The 16885-nt window shown below is 68.3% G+C and carries 13 protein-coding genes; 5 read left to right on the forward strand and 8 right to left on the reverse strand.

Annotated features, from left to right (window positions below; all coding sequences use genetic code 11):
• Window positions 1-65 precede the first annotated feature (65 nt).
• The 7 genes from RQG77_RS10085 to gabT form a co-directional block, all read right to left on the reverse strand.
• Window positions 66-1430, reverse strand: coding sequence for an NAD-dependent succinate-semialdehyde dehydrogenase (locus RQG77_RS10085; protein ID WP_311244600.1), 1365 nt, complete (start codon window positions 1428-1430; stop codon window positions 66-68).
• A gap of 26 nt (window positions 1431-1456) precedes the next feature.
• Complete coding sequence (locus tag RQG77_RS10090; protein WP_311244601.1) at window positions 1457-2923, reverse strand: NAD-dependent succinate-semialdehyde dehydrogenase; 1467 nt, start codon at window positions 2921-2923, stop codon at window positions 1457-1459.
• Between the two features lie 31 nt (window positions 2924-2954).
• Window positions 2955-4499 carry an APC family permease gene (locus tag RQG77_RS10095; RefSeq protein ID WP_311244602.1) on the reverse strand — a complete coding sequence of 515 codons (1545 nt, stop codon included), beginning with the start codon at window positions 4497-4499 and terminating at the stop codon, window positions 2955-2957.
• Window positions 4499-5383: a universal stress protein gene (locus RQG77_RS10100; RefSeq protein WP_311244603.1), complete on the reverse strand. Its 885-nt coding sequence runs from the start codon at window positions 5381-5383 to the stop codon at window positions 4499-4501. Before RQG77_RS10100 ends, RQG77_RS10095 begins: the two co-directional genes overlap by 1 nt.
• Window positions 5383-6765 (reverse strand): NAD(P)/FAD-dependent oxidoreductase, encoded by a 1383-nt coding sequence (locus RQG77_RS10105; RefSeq protein ID WP_311244604.1) that lies wholly within the window; start codon window positions 6763-6765, stop codon window positions 5383-5385. The genes RQG77_RS10100 and RQG77_RS10105 overlap by 1 nt, the downstream gene beginning before the upstream one ends.
• Before the next feature lie 79 nt (window positions 6766-6844).
• Entirely contained in the window at window positions 6845-8323 is a 1479-nt protein-coding gene (locus RQG77_RS10110) for an amino acid permease (protein ID WP_311244605.1), read from the reverse strand.
• A 1-nt stretch (window position 8324) separates the two neighbouring features.
• Window positions 8325-9686 (reverse strand): 4-aminobutyrate--2-oxoglutarate transaminase, encoded by a 1362-nt coding sequence (gene gabT / locus RQG77_RS10115; RefSeq protein WP_311244606.1) that lies wholly within the window; start codon window positions 9684-9686, stop codon window positions 8325-8327.
• A 116-nt stretch (window positions 9687-9802) separates the two neighbouring features.
• Between gabT and RQG77_RS10120 the strand changes: the two genes are divergently transcribed.
• The 4 genes from RQG77_RS10120 to RQG77_RS10135 all read left to right on the forward strand — a co-directional run bounded on the left by RQG77_RS10120 (window position 9803) and on the right by RQG77_RS10135 (window position 13950).
• Window positions 9803-11311: a PucR family transcriptional regulator ligand-binding domain-containing protein gene (locus RQG77_RS10120; RefSeq protein ID WP_311244607.1), complete on the forward strand. Its 1509-nt coding sequence runs from the start codon at window positions 9803-9805 to the stop codon at window positions 11309-11311.
• 777 nt (window positions 11312-12088) lie between these two features.
• Window positions 12089-13411 (forward strand): aromatic acid/H+ symport family MFS transporter, encoded by a 1323-nt coding sequence (locus RQG77_RS10125; protein WP_311244608.1) that lies wholly within the window; start codon window positions 12089-12091, stop codon window positions 13409-13411.
• Between the two features lie 114 nt (window positions 13412-13525).
• Entirely contained in the window at window positions 13526-13723 is a 198-nt protein-coding gene (locus RQG77_RS10130) for a hypothetical protein (RefSeq protein ID WP_311244609.1), read from the forward strand.
• A gap of 38 nt (window positions 13724-13761) precedes the next feature.
• Window positions 13762-13950: a TetR-like C-terminal domain-containing protein gene (locus RQG77_RS10135; protein ID WP_311244610.1), complete on the forward strand. Its 189-nt coding sequence runs from the start codon at window positions 13762-13764 to the stop codon at window positions 13948-13950.
• A 12-nt stretch (window positions 13951-13962) separates the two neighbouring features.
• Here RQG77_RS10135 and RQG77_RS10140 read toward each other — a convergent pair whose 3' ends face one another.
• Window positions 13963-15414 (reverse strand): helix-turn-helix domain-containing protein, encoded by a 1452-nt coding sequence (locus tag RQG77_RS10140; protein ID WP_311244611.1) that lies wholly within the window; start codon window positions 15412-15414, stop codon window positions 13963-13965.
• Window positions 15415-15550: 136 nt separating this feature from the next.
• On the opposite strand from RQG77_RS10140, the gene aceA reads away from it, so the two are divergent.
• A complete protein-coding gene (gene aceA / locus RQG77_RS10145) occupies window positions 15551-16876 on the forward strand; it encodes an isocitrate lyase (RefSeq protein ID WP_311244612.1) in 1326 nt (441 codons plus the stop codon).
• The last annotated feature ends 9 nt before the right edge of the window (window positions 16877-16885 follow it).

The raw sequence follows: 16885 nt of genomic DNA on the forward strand, positions 1-16885 counted from the left end.
GGCTCCGGCCCGGAGACGACGAAGGGACGGATGCCTCGACATCCGTCCCTTCGTGTCGCCGTCGCTCAGCCGATGCGGATCAGCTTCTTGTTGACGAACTCGTCGGCGGCGAGGTGGCCGAGCTCGCGCGAGGTGCCGCTGCGCTTGATGCCGCCGAACGGCAGCTCCGGGCTGTCGGCGAGCACGAGGTTGACGTAGACCATGCCCGCCTCGATGTTGTCGGCGACGCGCTCGGCCTGCTCGGCATCGGTCGTGAAGACGTACGAGCCGAGGCCGAAGGTGGTGTCGTTCGCGAGGGCGACAGCTGCATCCTCGTCGGCGACCCGGTAGACGACGGCCGCGGGGCCGAAGAGCTCCTCGCGGTAGACGTTCATCTCGGGAGTCACGTCGGCGAGCACGGTCGGGGCGAAGAACGCCCCGTCGCGGGTGCCGCCGGTCAGCAGCGTCGCGCCCTGCTCGACGGCCTGGTCGATCTGCTTCTGCAGGTTCTCCGCCGCCGTCTCCGACGAGACCGGGCCGAGCACCGTGTCGTCGAGCGTCGGGTCGGTCGCCTTCACCGCAGCCATCGCCGCGGTGAACTTCTCGACGAACGAGTCGTACAGACCGTCGACGATGATGAAGCGCTTCGCGCCGTTGCACGCCTGGCCGTTGTTGTCGAGACGCGCGTCGACGCCCGCCTGCACGGTGGCGTCGAGGTCGTCGGTAGACAGCACGATGAACGGGTCGGACCCGCCGAGCTCGAGCGCGACCTTCTTGAGGTTGCGCCCGGCGATCTCGGCGACCGCGGCACCGGCACGCTCGGATCCCGTGAGGGAGACGCCCTGCACACGCGGGTCGGCGATCATGTCGGCGATCTGGTCATTCGTCGCGAGCACGTTCTGGTACGCGCCCTTCGGGAATCCTGCGTCGTGGTAGATCGCCTCGAGAGCCGTCGACGACTCCGGGCACTGAGGAGCCGGCTTGAGCAGGATCGTGTTGCCGACGATCAGGTTCGGCGCAGCGAAGCGGACGATCTGATAGGCCGGGAAGTTCCACGGCATGATGCCGACGAGCGGTCCGAGCGACGACCGGCGAACGATCGCCGAGCCCTCGCCGAGGATCGCGATCGGCTGGTCGGCCATGATGGCCTCGGCCTGGTCGGCGTAGTACTCGGCGATGTCGGCGGCGAAGTCGACCTCGCCGAGCGCGGCCTCGCGGGGCTTGCCCATCTCGCGCACGAAGACGTCGGCGAGCGCCTCACGGCGTTCGCGGTGCAGCTCGGCCGCACGGCGCAGCAGCGCTGCGCGCTCCGCCACGGTCGACGAGCGGGACCACTCGCGGTGCGCCTCGTCGGCGGCGGCGACCGCCTCCTCGATCTGCGCATCCGTGAAGGTGTCGAAAGACGCCAGCGTCTCTCCGGTGGCGGGGTTGATGACGGCGTAATCGGTCATGTTCTCTCCTCCTCTGGGCTGACCGGTCAGGAGACCGGGATCAGCGTGTACTTGGTGGACAGGTACTCGTGGATGCCCTCGAGACCGCCCTCGCGGCCGACGCCGGACTGCTTGACGCCACCGAAGGGGGCGGCGGCGTTGGACACCACGCCCACGTTGAGACCCATCATGCCGGTCTCGAGCCTGTCGATCATGCGCTGTCCGCGCTGCAGGTTCTCGGTGAACACATACGAGACGAGCCCGTACTCGGTGTCGTTCGCGAGACGGACCGCGTCATCCTCGGTGTCGAAGGTCGCGATCGCGAGCACCGGTCCGAAGATCTCCTCACGGAGGATCGCCGACCCTGCGACGACATCGGTGAGGACGGTGGGCTCATAGAACGTGCCGGTCCCCTCGAGTGCCTTGCCGCCGGCGAGCAGCGTCGCCCCTCGCTCCACGGCGTCGTCGACGAGCTCGCCGGCCTTCGCGACCGCATCCGAGTCGATGAGCGGTCCGATGGCGACGCCCTCTTCGGTGCCGCGGCCGATCTTCATGGCGTTGACCCGCTCGGTGACCTTGCGGGCGAACTCCTCGGCGACGTCCTTGTGGACGATGAAGCGGTTGGCGGCGGTGCACGCCTGGCCGATGTTGCGGAACTTCGCAGCCAGCGCGCCGTCCACGGCCTTGTCGAGGTCGGCGTCGTCGAAGACGACGAACGGGGCGTTGCCGCCGAGCTCCATCGACACGCGCAGCACGCCTTCGGCGGCCTGAGCGATGAGCTTGCGGCCCACCTCGGTCGATCCGGTGAACGACAGCTTGCGCAGGCGGGGGTCGGCGATGATCGGTGCCGACAGCGCCGACGACTTCGACGTCTGCACGACGTTGACGACACCGGCCGGGAGCCCTGCCTTCTCGAGCAGCGACGTGAAGAAGATCGTCGTCAGCGGCGTGAGTGCCGGGGGCTTGATCACCACGGTGCAGCCGGCCGCGAGGGCGGGAGCGATCTTGCGCGTCGCCATCGCGAACGGGAAGTTCCACGGCGTCACGAAGAACGACGGACCGACGGGCCGCTGCGAGACGACCATGTGGCCGGTGCCCTCGGGGTTGATGCCGTAGCGACCGCTGATGCGCACGGCCTCTTCGCTGAACCACCGCAGGAACTCGCCGCCGTAGGCGACCTCTCCGCGCGCCTCGGCGAGGGGCTTGCCCATTTCAAGCGTCATCAGCAGGGCGAGGTCTTCCTTGTGCTCCTGCACGAGATCGAACGCGCGGCGCAGGATTTCGCTGCGGGTGCGCGGAGCGGTGGCTGCCCACGAGTCCTGCGCGGCCACGGCCGCATCCAGGGCGCGGATGCCGTCGCCCGGCGTCGCATCCGCGATCGTGCGGATGACCGCGCCGGTCGCCGGATCCTGCACGTCGAACGTGCCGCCGGTCTCGCCGTCGATCCACTCTCCCCCGATGAAGAGGCCGGTGGGGATGCTGTCGAGCAGCGCCTGCTCTGTCTGAGTGCTCATGGAATCTCTTTCTGTGGGGACGGGGGTGGGGTCAGCGGCGACGCGCGCTGGCGGGAGCATCCATGCTGAGGGTCTCGCCGCGGAAGAACGCCGGGCGCTTGATGGACTGCCAGATCATGATGACGATGCCGATCACGATGATGCCGACGCCGAGGACGAACACGAGGCCGAGGCCGCCGATGCTCGATCCGCTGCCGTACGCGGGATCCATCGAGTCGATGAGCGTCGTCACGAACAGCACGGCGAGGATCGCACCGCCGACGAGCGGGAACAGGAACGTGAAGAAGAAGCTCCTCGCCGAGTCGAACCACTGCTTGCGGAAGTACCAGACGCACGCGAACGCGGTGAGGCCGTAGTAGAAGCAGATCATCATGCCGAGCGACAGGATCGTGTCGGTCAGCACGTTCTCGCTCACCAGACGCATCACGGCGTAGAAGACGGATGCAACGACCGCCGACACGATCGTCGAGTAGCCGGGTGTGAAGAATCGCGGGCTGACGCGCGCGAACTTCTTCGGCAGGGCACCGTAGTGCCCCATCGCCAGCAGCGTGCGGGCGGGTCCGACGGCGGTCGACTGCAGCGACGCCGCCGAGCTCGAGAGCACCGCGAGCGACACGAGGAACGCGAGCGGCCCCAGGATCGGGTCGGACAGCGCGAAGAACACGTTCGCCGAGATGTCCTCGTTCGCGAGACCGTATTCGCCCGTGCCGACGCCCGCGAACATGATCAGGCCGATCGCGAGCAGCAGGTACAGGGCCACGACCACCACGACGGTGACCATCGCCGCACGACCAGGGGTCTTCGCCGGGTCCTTCGTCTCCTCGTTCATGGTGAGGACGACGTCCCAGCCCCAGAAGATGAAGATCGAGAGCGAGAGGCCCGCGGCGAAGGCGCTGAACGACGGCACCTCGAACGGATTGAACCACGACCACGAGAACGCGGTGGGCTCGGGGGCGTCACCCGAGACGGCCTTGACGATCGCGACGGTCGCGAAGACGACGAGCACGAGCACCTGGAAGCCGACGAGGATGTACTGGAACTTCTGCGTCGTCTGCATGTCGCGGTACGACACCAGCGTCGCGCCGAGCATGAAGAGCAGACAGACGACCACGTTGATGAACGGGTTGAACGCCAGATCCGCAATCTCAGGGTTGCCGCTGAGCTGCGCGATCAGGAGGAAGAGGAACTCGACCGCGATTCCGGCGAGGTTCGACAGCACGATGACGGTGGCGGCGATCAGGCCCCATCCGGTCATCCAGCCGATCCACGGGCCGAACGCCCGCACGCCCCAGGTGAACGAGGTGCCGGAATCCGGCATCATCCGGTTGAGCTCGCGGTAGCCGAACGCCGTCAGGAGCATCGGGATGAATCCGACGAGCATGATCGCAGGCACCTGGGTGCCGACGACCGCGACCGTCGGTCCGAGCGATGCGGTGAGCGTGTAGGCGGGCGCGATCGTGGAGACGCCGATGACGACGGCTCCGAGGACGCCGACGGCTCCTGCGCTCAATCCCTTCTGGGAGATGCCGGTCGTCACACCGGATTCGGGCTCCGTCGCCCGGTTCGAGCTGCTCATCAGCGGACTCCTGCTTCGGCGCGGGTGCGCGGGACGACGATCATGGGGACGGGCAGTTCATGCAGCATCTTCGCTGCGGTGGAGCCCAGGAACAGCCGGCGCGGCTGCGCCAGGCGGCTCGAGCCGACGAGGACGACCTCGCCGGGGAGCCACGAGAGGTTCGCGACAGCGTCTTCGACGGTGTCGCCGGGGGCCTCCTCGACCTCGGCATGCAGTTCCTCAGGAAGGAGACCCTTCGCCCGGGCGAGCACGTCATGCGCGTGCTGGTCGCCCACCACGCGGATCGCGCCGGTGTCGAGGCCGGGCGGCACATCGAACGGCACGAGCGAGACCAGGCGGAGACCGACTCGCGACTCGGTCGCGATCGCCGCAGCCTCGTCGAGCAGGTTGTCGGCGCCGGGGCGCGTGCCGATCGCGACGGTCACGCGTGGGAGGACGTGGTCGTCTTCGTCGGCCGTCCCCGCCGGCGCGAGCGCCACCGGGATCGTCGACGAGTGCAGCAGCTCGGAGGCGACGCTGCCGAGGCGGTGGCGGCCGAAGATGCTGCCGTTGGCCGTACCGACCACGATCACCCGGGCGTCGAACTCCTCACCCGCGGCGATCAGCCCCTCGGCGAAGGACTCGCCGAACCGCACGTGACCCGTGCGAGTCAGCTCCTGCGGCAGGCGCACGACCGCATCCTCGAGCCACTCCTTCGCCTGGCGGCGGATGTGGTCCTCGTAGGCCCGCTCCGGGGGGACCGCCGCACTGCGGGTGCCCTCCGACGGCAGCACGATCACGAGGTGCAGAACAGCCCCGAGGCTGCGGGCGAGCCGGGCGCCGAGCGCCGCGGCATCCGCACCCGCATCCGTCGCCGTGTAGCCGACGACGACCGCGCCGGTCATCAGCCGACCTCGGCGGTGTCGCCGGCGGCGCGGCTCGAGTCGACGATGTTCGAGGCCACGAGGTGGCCCATGCGGATCGCGCCGTCGACGTGCTGGTAGCCGGCGCCCGCGAGATCGCTGCACGCGAAGTGGATCGGGCCGACGGCCGAGCGCAGGTCTGCGCCGTAGCGGTGCAGGCCCCCCATGTCGAAGCTCGCCGCGTACGCGCCGCGGGTCCACTCCTCGGTGCCCCAGTCGCTCTCGTAGTAGACGACGGGGTTCTTGGCCTCGGGTCCGTAGTAGTGCGACAGCGACTCGAGGATGCGCTCCTTGCGCTCCTCGGCCGTGAGCGTGAAGAGGTCGTCGGCGTTCTGGTCGCTGACGAAGCCGACCAGGGTGCCGCGCTCGTCTGCGTGGTTCGTGTTGTCGTACGCCTCGTGCGCCAGCTCGTACGGGCTGAACGCGGTGCCGCTCAGGCCCTGCTCGCGCCAGAACGGACGGTCGTAGACGGCGTGCACCTTGATGACGAAGCCCATGGAGATGTGCTGGTGCATCTGGTGCTGGCGACGCGGCAGCGGCGGCACGAAGGCGATGCGACTGTAGAGCACCGGCGCGTGCGCGAGGATCGCGTAGCGCGCACGCACGGTGAGCTCGTCGGTCGTGGCGGTCACACCGTCGGCACCCCACTCGAGCGAGCGCACCGGCTGGTTCAGCAGCACGTCGTCGCCGAGACGCTCGGCCAGCAGCAGCGGCACCTTCTGCAGGCCGCCGACGACGCGCTTGTCGAGGATGAAGTCGGCGTCGACGAGGTTCGAGTACGAACCGGCGGATGCCGCCATCAGCAGCGACTGCAGCAGCGAGAACGAGTGAGTGGGCTTGGTGAGCATCGCGGATCCCGTGGCGAAGGCCAGGTTGCGCACGGCCTCGTCGTCATCGGTCTGCGCTCGCAGCCAGGCATCCCAGGTGACCGAGTCCCACTCCTCGGCATTCGCGTGCTCCCACGGACGATCGGGGTCGATCTCGGCGACCATGGCGTCGAGGCGTTCGGTGATCTCGGCGATGACCGCCTCGGTCGCAGCCGACACCGGGAACATCTCGCCGGTGAAGCGGTGCGTCTGACCGTCAGGGCCGACATACACACTGTCGCCCTCGCGGTAGCGGCTGTAGGTCTCGAGCCCCAGCTCCTCGATGGTGTCCTTCAGCGCGTCCTGATCGGGCGAGACCCACTGTCCGCCGATCTCGAGCATGGCGCCGTCGATGACATCGGTCCACAGACGGCCTCCGACGCGGTCGCGGGCCTCCAGGACGGCGACCGACAGGCCGGCCTTGCGCAGGTCGTTCGCCGCCGTGAGCCCTGCGGCTCCCGCACCGACGATCAGCACGTCACGAGTGATCTCAGCCATCTGCTTCTCCTTCGTTGGAAAGGGGTAGTGCCGGTCGCGATCCGAAATCCCCCGATACGAATCGCGACCGGACGTCTGTTCAGGTCGCGACGGCGTCGCTTCCCGAGGTCTCGGTCGCCTGAGCGGCGTTGCGTTTGTTGAGGTTGCGACGTACGAACGGCCAGAAGAGCACGAGCACGCCGGTGGCGATGAGGCTCGTCCAGACCTGGGTGCGTCCGCCCTCGGTCGTGAGCATGACCACGAGCACCGCGGCGATGCAGGTGATCAGCACGATGTTGAGCCACGGGTGCAGCCACATCTTCAGCTTGAGGTTCGCGACCTCCTCCGGCGTCATCTTCTGCCGCAGACGCCACTGGGTCAGCGCGATGAAGACGTAGACGAACAGCGCGACGAGACCCGCCGAATTCATGATGAAGTCGAAGATGCCCGAGCCAGGAGTGAAGAAGTTGACGAGGGTGGCGATGAGGCCGCCGATGGTCGAGGCGAGCAGCGCCATGACGGGCACGCCGCTCTTCGACTTCTTCGTCATGATCTTCGGCGCGAAGCCCTGCTCGGCCAGCGCCGAGAACATGCGCGACGCGGAGTACAGGCCGGAGTTCAGCACCGAGATCACGGCGGTGAAGATGACGAGCTGCATGATGATGCTCGCGCCGGGGATGCCGAACTGCTCGAGCGCATACGTGAAGGGCGCGTTCGCGACATCGGTCGGCACGGGGAGCTCGTCCCACGGCACGACGGTTACGATGATGAGCACGGAGCCGACGAAGAACAGCAGGATGCGCCAGATGATCGTGCTCGTCGCCTGACGGATGCCCTTCGCCGGATCCTCGGACTCGGCTGACGCCATCACGGCGATCTCCGTGCCGAAGTACGAGAAGATCACCAGCGCGACACCGGTGAAGGCGACGCCGTAGCCGTTCGGGGCGAACCCGCCGTGCTCCCAGAGATTCGAGACCGAGACCTCCGAGTTCGGCCAGAGTCCGAAGGCGAAGAGCAGACCGGCGCCGAGGAACACGACGATCGCGAGCACCTTGATGCTGGCGAGCCAGAACTCGACCTCGCCGAATGTGCGGACCGAGATGACGTTGGTTCCGACGAAGATCGCGATGAGGATCAGCGACCAGGCCCAGGACGGCACCGCCGGGAACCAGCTGGCCATCGTCTCGCCGCCGAGAACCGCCTCGTAAGCGAGAACGCCGACCCAGAAGTACCAGTACAGCCAGCCCACGAGGTAGGCGGCCCAGTTGCCGAGACCGACCCTCGCGTATTCCATGAACGAGCCGATGGCCGGACGCGATGCCGCCATCTCTCCGAGCATCCGCATCGCCAGGAACACCAGCAGGCCGCCGATGAGGTACGACAGCACGGCGGCCGGCCCCACGGCGCGGATGACGTTGCCCGATCCGACGAACAGGCTCGCGCCGATGATCCCGCCGAGCGTGATCATCGTGACGTGACGGGACCGCAGCTTCTTGGTGCGCGGGTTCGCGCCGGCGAAACCGGCCGACGTCTCAGGGGAGACGGGCCGATCCCACTGCGATTCCGGTTGGGTCGACATGTCAGGCCGCAGCGAGCGCCGCGGCGACGACGTCGAGGCCCTCGTTCAGCAGATCGTCGCCGATCGCGAGCGGCGGCAGGAAGCGGATGACATTGCCGTAGGTGCCGCAGGTGAGGACGATGACGCCCTGCGCGACGCACGCCTTGGCGACGGCCGCGGTGAGTGCTGCATCCGGCGCCTTGGTCTCGGGATCGACGAACTCGGCCGCGATCATCGCGCCGTGTCCGCGGATGTCGCCGATGCGGGCATCCTGCTGCTGCATGGCTGCGAGGCGTGTCGTGAGGATCTCGCCGATCTCGCGGGCCCGCTCGATCACGCCGTCGTTCTCGAAGACGTCGATCGCGGCGAGCGCTGCGGCACAGGCGATCGGGTTGCCGCCGTAGGTGCCGCCGAGGCCGCCCGAGTGCGAGGCGTCCATGATCTCTGCGCGGCCGGTGACGGCGGCGAGCGGCAGGCCGCCCGCGATGCCCTTGGCCGTGGTGATGAGGTCGGGCTCGATGCCGAAGATCTCGCTCGCGAACATATGCCCGGTGCGGGCGAAGCCCGTCTGCACCTCGTCGGCGATGAAGACGACGCCGTTCGCGCGGCACCACTCGGCGATCGCCGGCAGGAAGCCCTCGGCGGGCACGATGAAGCCGCCCTCGCCCTGGATCGGCTCGATGATGACGGCGGCGAGGTTGTCGGCACCGATCTGCTTCTCGAGCTGGAGGATGACGCGGGATGCCGCCTCGGGGCCCGCGAGCCCGTCGCAGAACGGGTACGACATCGGAGCACGGTACACCTCGGGCGCGAACGGGCCGAACCCGCTCTTGTAGGGCATCGACTTGGCGGTCAGCGCCATGGTGAGGTTGGTGCGGCCGTGGTAGCCGTGGTCGAAGGCGACGACCGCCTGGCGACCGGTGTGCTTGCGGGCGATCTTGATCGCGTTCTCGACGGCCTCGGCGCCGGAGTTGAACAGGGCGCTCTTCTTCGAGAAGTCGCCGGGGGTGAGGCGGTTGAGGGCCTCGGCCACCTCAATGTACGACTCGTACGGCGAGATCATGAAGCACGTGTGGGTGAACTGCGCGGCCTGAGCGGCGACGGCTGCGGCGACCTTCGGGTGCGCGTTGCCGACCGTGGTCACGGCGATGCCGGATCCGAGGTCGATGAGCGAGTTGCCGTCGGCATCGACGACGACTCCTCCGCCTGCGGCGACAGCCGCGACGGGCACCGTGTGCCCGACCCCCGCCGCTACGGCGTCCGCCTTGCGTGCGAGGATCTCCGCCGACCGGGGGCCGGGAAGGTCTGTCACGAGGCGACGCTCCTGGGGGAGCTCGGGTCCGCCGAGGGGAACTGCAACAGCTGCGTTGTCAAGGAGTGCCATGTGGGCGAGCGTACGACTCGAGCATCGACCACCGCATTCGCCCGGCTGTACAATCTGATCGAGAACATCGCCGGGCCGTACAAAGACCGTTCACGCGATGGAGACGGAGAACCTGCATGGATGCCGCAGAGCAGCCCACTCTTCGCGCACTCCTCAGCCGTCGCGACCTCGGTCTGGGACTCGTCTCGGCAGAGACCGATCTCCCGCTCGGCGCGGTGGATCGCCCACTGCGCTGGGTGCACAGCTCCGACCTCGCCGACCCCACGCCCTTCCTCGCGGAGGACCTCGCACTGCTGACGACCGGCACTCAGTTCGACGCCGGCATCGACGTCGAACTCTACGTCGGGCGGCTGTCCGACCGAGGTGTGCTCGGACTCGGATTCGGCACCGACGTGCACCGCGCCGGTATCCCCGACGAGCTCGTCGTCGAGTGCGCGCGCCGAGGGATCCCGCTGTTCGAGGTGCCCTACCGCACGCCGTTCATCGCCGTCGCCCGTGCGCATTCCGAGGCGATCGCGGCACAGGCGTACGCCCGCAGGTCATGGGCGCTCGACACGCAGCGCGCACTGGCCCTCGCTGCGCTCCGCCCGCACGGACTGGATGCGACCGTCGCCGAGCTCGGCCGCCGCCTCGGAGTCTGGGTCGGCATGTACGACGCATCCGGTGCCCTGCAGCTGTCGCATCCCCGCGCGTCCGTCTCGACGGACCGCCTGACAGCACTCGGCGAGCGGGCCACCGAGATCCTCACCCGCGGCCTCGAAGCCGGGCAGTCGCTCACGATCGACGAGCAGACCTTCATGCTGTTCACGGTCGGGCGCGGCGGTCACCTGCGGGGCGTGATCGCGCTTGCGGTCGACGCGCTCGACTCCGAGGCCCGCACGGTCGTGACCTCCGTGATCGCGATGGCCGGACTCGCGTTCGAGCAGAGCGACCAGCTCGCCCGCAGCAGGCGGAGACTGAACTCCCAGCTGCTGAGCTCGCTGCTCGACGACGATCCGTCCCTCGCCAGGAGGGTGCTCGGCAGCATGCCCGCGGCACCCGTCGTGGTGGCGGTCGCCGCAGACGCCCCGTCCGGCCCCCTGACGGACTGGTGGGAGCGGCGGCGCTCCGAGCACGGCACCGCGAGCTTCCTCGCGGAGTCCCCGGACGGCGTCGTGCTGTGCCTGTCGATGGCCGACGAGGCGCTGCTCGACGAGATCGCGACGCGCTTCGGCATCCGCATCGGCGCCTCCGGTTCGGAGTCGTACGATGCGTTCTCGCGGGCACACGCGCAGGCGCTCGCGGCCCTGCGCCAGCAGTCGGATGCGGGGGTGTTCCACTTCGCGGACGCGGCGGGGTCCAGCATCCTCAGCGCGCTGGCGACCGACGAGGCGCGCCTGGTCGCCGAGTCGCGGCTCGCGCCGTTGCGCGACCATGACGCGCGATCGGGCGGAGACCTCGAAGGCTCACTGCGCGCCTGGCTCGAGCACGACGCCAAGGCTGAGCCGGCGGCGGCCGCTCTCGGTATGCACCGTCATACGCTGCGGTCGAGGATCGCGCAGGCCGGCGCGCTGCTCGGCAGCGATCTGTCGTCGTTCCCCGCTCGCGCCGAGCTGTGGACGCTGCTGCAGACCGCGCGTGACTAGCGGTCCGAAGCGGCCGCTGCACTCCACCTCGGTGTCGCACCCAGCGCGCAGCGTCTCCTCGCCGATGAGAGCACGGTCGATCTCGACGGCGGCGACTGAAGCCGAGGCTGCGATGCACACCACGGTGACGAGCAGATCGCCACGCAGGACGAGGTAGACGGCAGCGAGAGCCAGCAGCACGGCGATTCCCGTATACGCCCAGTCCACCGCAGCTCGAGGACCGGAGTCCTCCTGCCTGTCAGCAGCACATCGACCGCCTCTCCGCCGAGGCGCATGAGCCACGCCGGATCGGACGAGCAGCGATTGATGATGTCGGCGACGATCACCGGGTCCGTCCTGAAGTAGGACACCCTGCATGCGACGCTCAGAGTGCCCGATATGACGATGAGCGAGCCACCGGTCACCTGGGCGACACTCCCATGCGACCACGGCACGACGCGTGTACGCCCGAACAGCGTTCTCGCCAGCGTCACGCCCCGTGCATCGATCGAGATCGCGCCCGATCGCAGTGCGGCCCATGCGATCCTCACCCCCAGCGCGATGCAGATCACTCCAGCCGCCAGGAGCAGGCCGTCGCTTCGGCGCCGCGCACTCCCATCGGCGAGCGCCGGCAGCACGATCGGGTAGATCACGAGAGTCGCAGCGCCTATCTCGGCGACACAAGAATGCTGCCACATGGAATATTGCATTGCAGTGACGTTCGTCATAGTTTTGCGATGATGGCTTTCGGGCCGCATCCGCTCGACGCACTGTCGCGTCACCGCGAAGGAGACGACGTTGTCCAGAACATCCACCGCACCCGACGCCGCCGAGGTCTGGCCCGTCCCCCGCTCGGTCACCCGCATCGTCCTGTTCAGCTGCTGGCTCGCGATCCTCGCCGACGGCTACGACATCGGAGTGATCGGCGCTGTGCTCCCCGCCCTCGCCGAGGACTCCGCCTGGGCGCTGAGCCCCGTCGAACTCGGGGGCCTCGCATCATGGGCCCTGGTCGGGATGCTCCTCGGCGCGCTCTTCATCGGCACTCTCAGCGACCGCGTCGGTCGCAAGCGGATGCTGCTGGTGTCGATGTCGATCTTCACGATCATGCAGCTCGGCGCCGCACTGGCCCCCACCCCCGAGGTCTTCGGCCTCTTCCGCTTCCTCGGCGGGCTCGGCATGGGCGGCGTGATCCCGGTCGCCGCAGCACTCACGATCGAATACTCGGCCCCGAGGCGGCGCGCACTCAATTACGGAATCATGTACTCCGGCTATTCGCTCGGAATCGTCATCTCCGCACTGGTCGCGATGCTGCTGCTGCCGCATCTCGGCTGGCGCTGGGTCATCGCCGTCGGCGCGTTCCCCATCCTGCTGCTTCCGGTCATCGCCAAGGTGCTTCCCGAATCACTCGAGTCGCTCGAGAACCGAGGACGCCATGATCGAGCCGTGGCCCAGGCGCAACGCCTCGGCATCTTTCCCTACATTCCCGCCGCGCGCCCCGAGGCGAAGGCCGGAGAGCGGATGCCGTGGCAGAGCATCCTCCAGCAGTTGTTCTCCCGTCGCTACCTGCGCTCGACCGTGTTCCTGTGGATCTCGCTGTTCTCGGGACTGCTGCTCGTCTACGGCCTGAACTCCTGGCTCCCGTCGATCATGCGGGCCGCGGGATACGATCTCGGACCCGCGCTCACCTTCCTGATGGTGTTCAGCCTCGCCTCAGCCGTGGGCGGTCTGGTTCTCGGGCATCTCGCCGACCGCTTCGGGTCGAAACCGGTGCTCGTCATCTTCTATACGCTCGGCGGGGTCGCCTGCCTGCTGATGATGTTCCCGAACTCGATGCTGCTGAATCTCGTGTTCGTCGCGATCTCGGGCATCGGATCGATCTCGACGTCGCTCGTACTGACCGCCTACATCACCGACTACTACCCCGCATCCGTGCGCGCCACCGCCGCCGGGTGGGCACTGAGCTTCGCCCGCATCGGAGCGATCATGGGTCCGATGGTCGGTGGATGGCTGGCGTCGATGGCGATCGGGGTCGAATGGAACTTCGTGGCTTTCGCGATCGTCGCATTGCTCGCCGCCATCGCCGTGTCGCTCGTCCCGAAGAAGCCTGCCGCTCTCACCTGAGCGGCGTCCGACGCGCACGGTACCCCTGGCTTCCGATGTCGCCGGCCGGGGGTACCGTGTGCCCATGTCCGATCCGACGCTCTGGGACAGCGAAGCGCCCACCTTCGATGACGCATGGGACCATGGCACACGGGCGTCGGCCTGACGGCCGACCAGACCACGGCTCTCCTCGAGGAGGGCGGGTTCCGAGAGATCACGGTGCGGCACCTGACGGAGGTTGAGCTCTGGGGGCGAGACATTCTGGACGAGCGCTACGTCGTCACCGCGCGGCCCCCGGTGCAACGGGCGGACCCGCGGGACTCAGGCGACTGAGTCCCGCAGGTCCGTAGCAGGAGACTCCGGCGCCGCTGATGACCATTCTGTTCGGCGCGGTGAGCGCGTTGACGACAGCAGACCCCCTGGCCGTCGCGCGCACGCTCACGGCGTGGGCGTACGGGTTCTGCGTGATGGAGCGGAACGGCGGATTCCGTCAGGGCGGCGACGTCGACGAGGTGTTCGACCGCGGCCTCGAGATCGTGTTGCGCGGCATCGAGGCCTGAGCCTCGGCACGCTCAGCGCGGCGCGTGCGCCTCGAGGAACTCGTACACATCGGTCGTGTCGACCCCGGGGAACGCTCCCGTGGGCAGCGTCGCAAGCAGGGTGCGGGGCGTCTTCACGTTCGGCCAGGAGTTCTCGCGCCACCGCCCCTCGAGCTCTGCCGGCGCCCTGCGACAGCACACCTCGACCGAGTGCTTCGAGACTCCTCGGTGCACAGTGTCACGACCGACGAACCACTTGGTGTCGTCGAATCGCACACCCACGCTGACCGAGTGCAGCCCTTCACTCGACGCCTCGACGCGGGCCGTGCACCAGTAGGTGCCGTTGCCGGTGTCTGTGTACTGGTAGTACGGGTTGAAGCGGTCGTCCTCGTCGAACACGACGCGGCTCGTCCACCGTCGGCAGCACATCTGGCCCTCGATCGAACCGAGCCTGTCCGTCGGGAAGTTCACGTCGTCGTTCTCGTAGGCCTTCGTGATCGTCCCCGACTCGTGCACCTTGAGGAAGTGCACGGGGATGTCGAGGTGGCGAGTTGCGAGGTTGGTGAACCGGTGCGCCGCCGTCTCGTACGAGACGGAGTAGGCGTCGCGGAGGTCCTCGATCGAGATCGCCCTGCGTGACTTCGCATCTTTCAGCGCCGGCACCACGTGAGCCTCGGGAACGAGCAGCGCGCCGGTGAGGTAGTTCGTCTCAACCCGCTGGCGCAGGAACTCCGCATAGCTGCGCGGCTCCGAGTGCCCGAGGATGCGGCTCGACAGCGCCTGCAGCACGGCGGTGCGCGCATCACCCTTGGCCGGAACGCTGCTCGACAGGTACAGCCGCCCGTTCGCGAGGTCGGCCACGCTGCGCGTGGTCTGCGGCAGGTCGGGTGCGTAGTGGAGGGTGAACCCGAGGTAGGCGGCGATCTCGGATGCCGTCCGCTGGGTGAGCGGGCCGCCGGGGTGCCCGACCGCCGCGAGTATCTCAGCCGCCTTCTGCTCGAGGTCCGCGAAGTGGTTGTCCTGCCTGCGCATCAGGTGACGCAGCTCGACGTTCGCGCGCCGCGCCTCCTCCGGCGTGGCGGCGCGCTCGTCCTTGAGCCGATCGATCTCGCCGTGCAGCGCGAGCAGCGCCTTCAGAGCATCCGTCGGCATGCTCTTGGCGATCCGGAACGGCTCGATCCCCAGTGCCTGGAATGTCTGGCCCTTCATCGCGCGCTCGAGGGCGATCTCGACCGCGCTGCGCTCGTCGAGCGGCTCGCCCTCGAGAAGCGCATCGATCGTGACACCGAGTGCCCGCGCGATCGCCTGCAACTGGGTGAGCTTCGGCTCGCGCTTGCCCGTCTCGATCATCGACATCTGGCTCGGGGCCCGATCGACGGCCGCTGCGAGGTCGTCGAGGGTCATTCCCCGCGCGGTGCGCAGTTGACGGATGCGTCGCCCGATCGTGAGGGCGTCGGCGTCTTCTTCGACCACTGAGGTGCTCATGGGGCCGATTCTGTCACAGAAACAGAATTTTCGACGATCTTCACACGCGGATCGGCCGGTTGAGCGTGACTTCTTCACCCACAGTGGAAACACGCCACCCGGCTTCACGGTCCGGGCATCCAACGGAGGAGACACCATGACGAACACCGATCAGAACCACACCCCTCGCCCCGCAGGTCTGCGTGCCGGCGACCAGGTTCAGACGGCCGCCGAGCTCCGGGAGATCTGGGAGACCGATCCCCGCTGGGACGGTGTCGAGCGCACCTATTCGGCCGAGGACGTCATCCGCATCCGGGGATCTGTCCGCGAGGACTCCACCCTCGCCCATCGCGGGGCCGAGAACCTCTGGAACCTCCTGCACACCGAGGACTACGTGCGGGCTCTCGGCGCCTACACCGGTGGCCAGGCCGTACAGCAGGTGCGTGCGGGACTCAAGGCGATCTACCTCTCGGGCTGGCAGGTCGCGGCCGACGGCAACCTCGCCGGCCAGACCTACCCCGACCAGTCGCTCTACCCGGCCAACTCGGTGCCGGCGGTCGTGCGTCGCATCAACAACGCGCTGATCCGTCAGGACCAGCTCGAGCACGCCGAGGGCGATGTCACCCAGGACTGGCTCGCCCCGATCGTGGCCGATGCCGAGGCCGGGTTCGGCGGGCCGCTCAACGCCTACGAGCTCGCGCAGTCGCTGATCCAGGCGGGCGCCGCGGCGATCCACTGGGAGGACCAGCTCGCGAGCGAGAAGAAGTGCGGCCACCTGGGCGGCAAGGTGCTCGTGCCCACGCAGCAGCACATCCGCACCCTGAACGCGGCACGTCTCGCCGCCGACGTGGCAGGTGTGCCGACAGTCATCATCGCCCGGACGGATGCTCTCGCCGCCGACCTGCTCACCAGCGACGTCGACGAGCGCGATCAGCAGTTCACCACCGGCGAGCGCACGACCGAGGGCTTTTACCGCATCCGCCCCGGCATCGACTCGGTCATCAGCCGCGGCCTCGCGTTCGCGCCGTATGCCGATCTGCTGTGGGTCGAGACGGGTGAGCCCGACATCGAACTGGCCCGCGAGTTCGCCACGGCCATCCACGCGCAGTTCCCCGGCAAGCTGCTCGCGTACAACTGCTCGCCGAGCTTCAACTGGAAGCGCCACCTGTCGGACGCCGAGATCGCGACGTTCCAGCAGGAGCTGGCTGACCTGGGCTACAAATTCCAGTTCATCACGCTCGCCGGCTTCCACGCCCTGAACCACTCGATGTTCGACCTCGCCCGCGGTTACGCCGAGCGCGCCATGAGCGCGTACGTCGAGCTGCAGGAGGCCGAGTTCGCCGCCGAGGCGAACGGCTACACCGCCACCAAGCACCAGCGCGAGGCGGGCACCGGCTACTTCGACGTCATCTCCACCGCGCTCAACCCCGACAGCGCGACCCTCGCCCTCGCCGGCTCCACCGAAGCCGCACAGTTCCACTGACTCGTAAAG

Origin of the sequence: Microbacterium sp. WCS2018Hpa-23 (assembly GCF_031843845.1) — a bacterium.
In the GTDB taxonomy this organism is placed as follows: Bacteria; Actinomycetota; Actinomycetes; order Actinomycetales; family Microbacteriaceae; genus Microbacterium.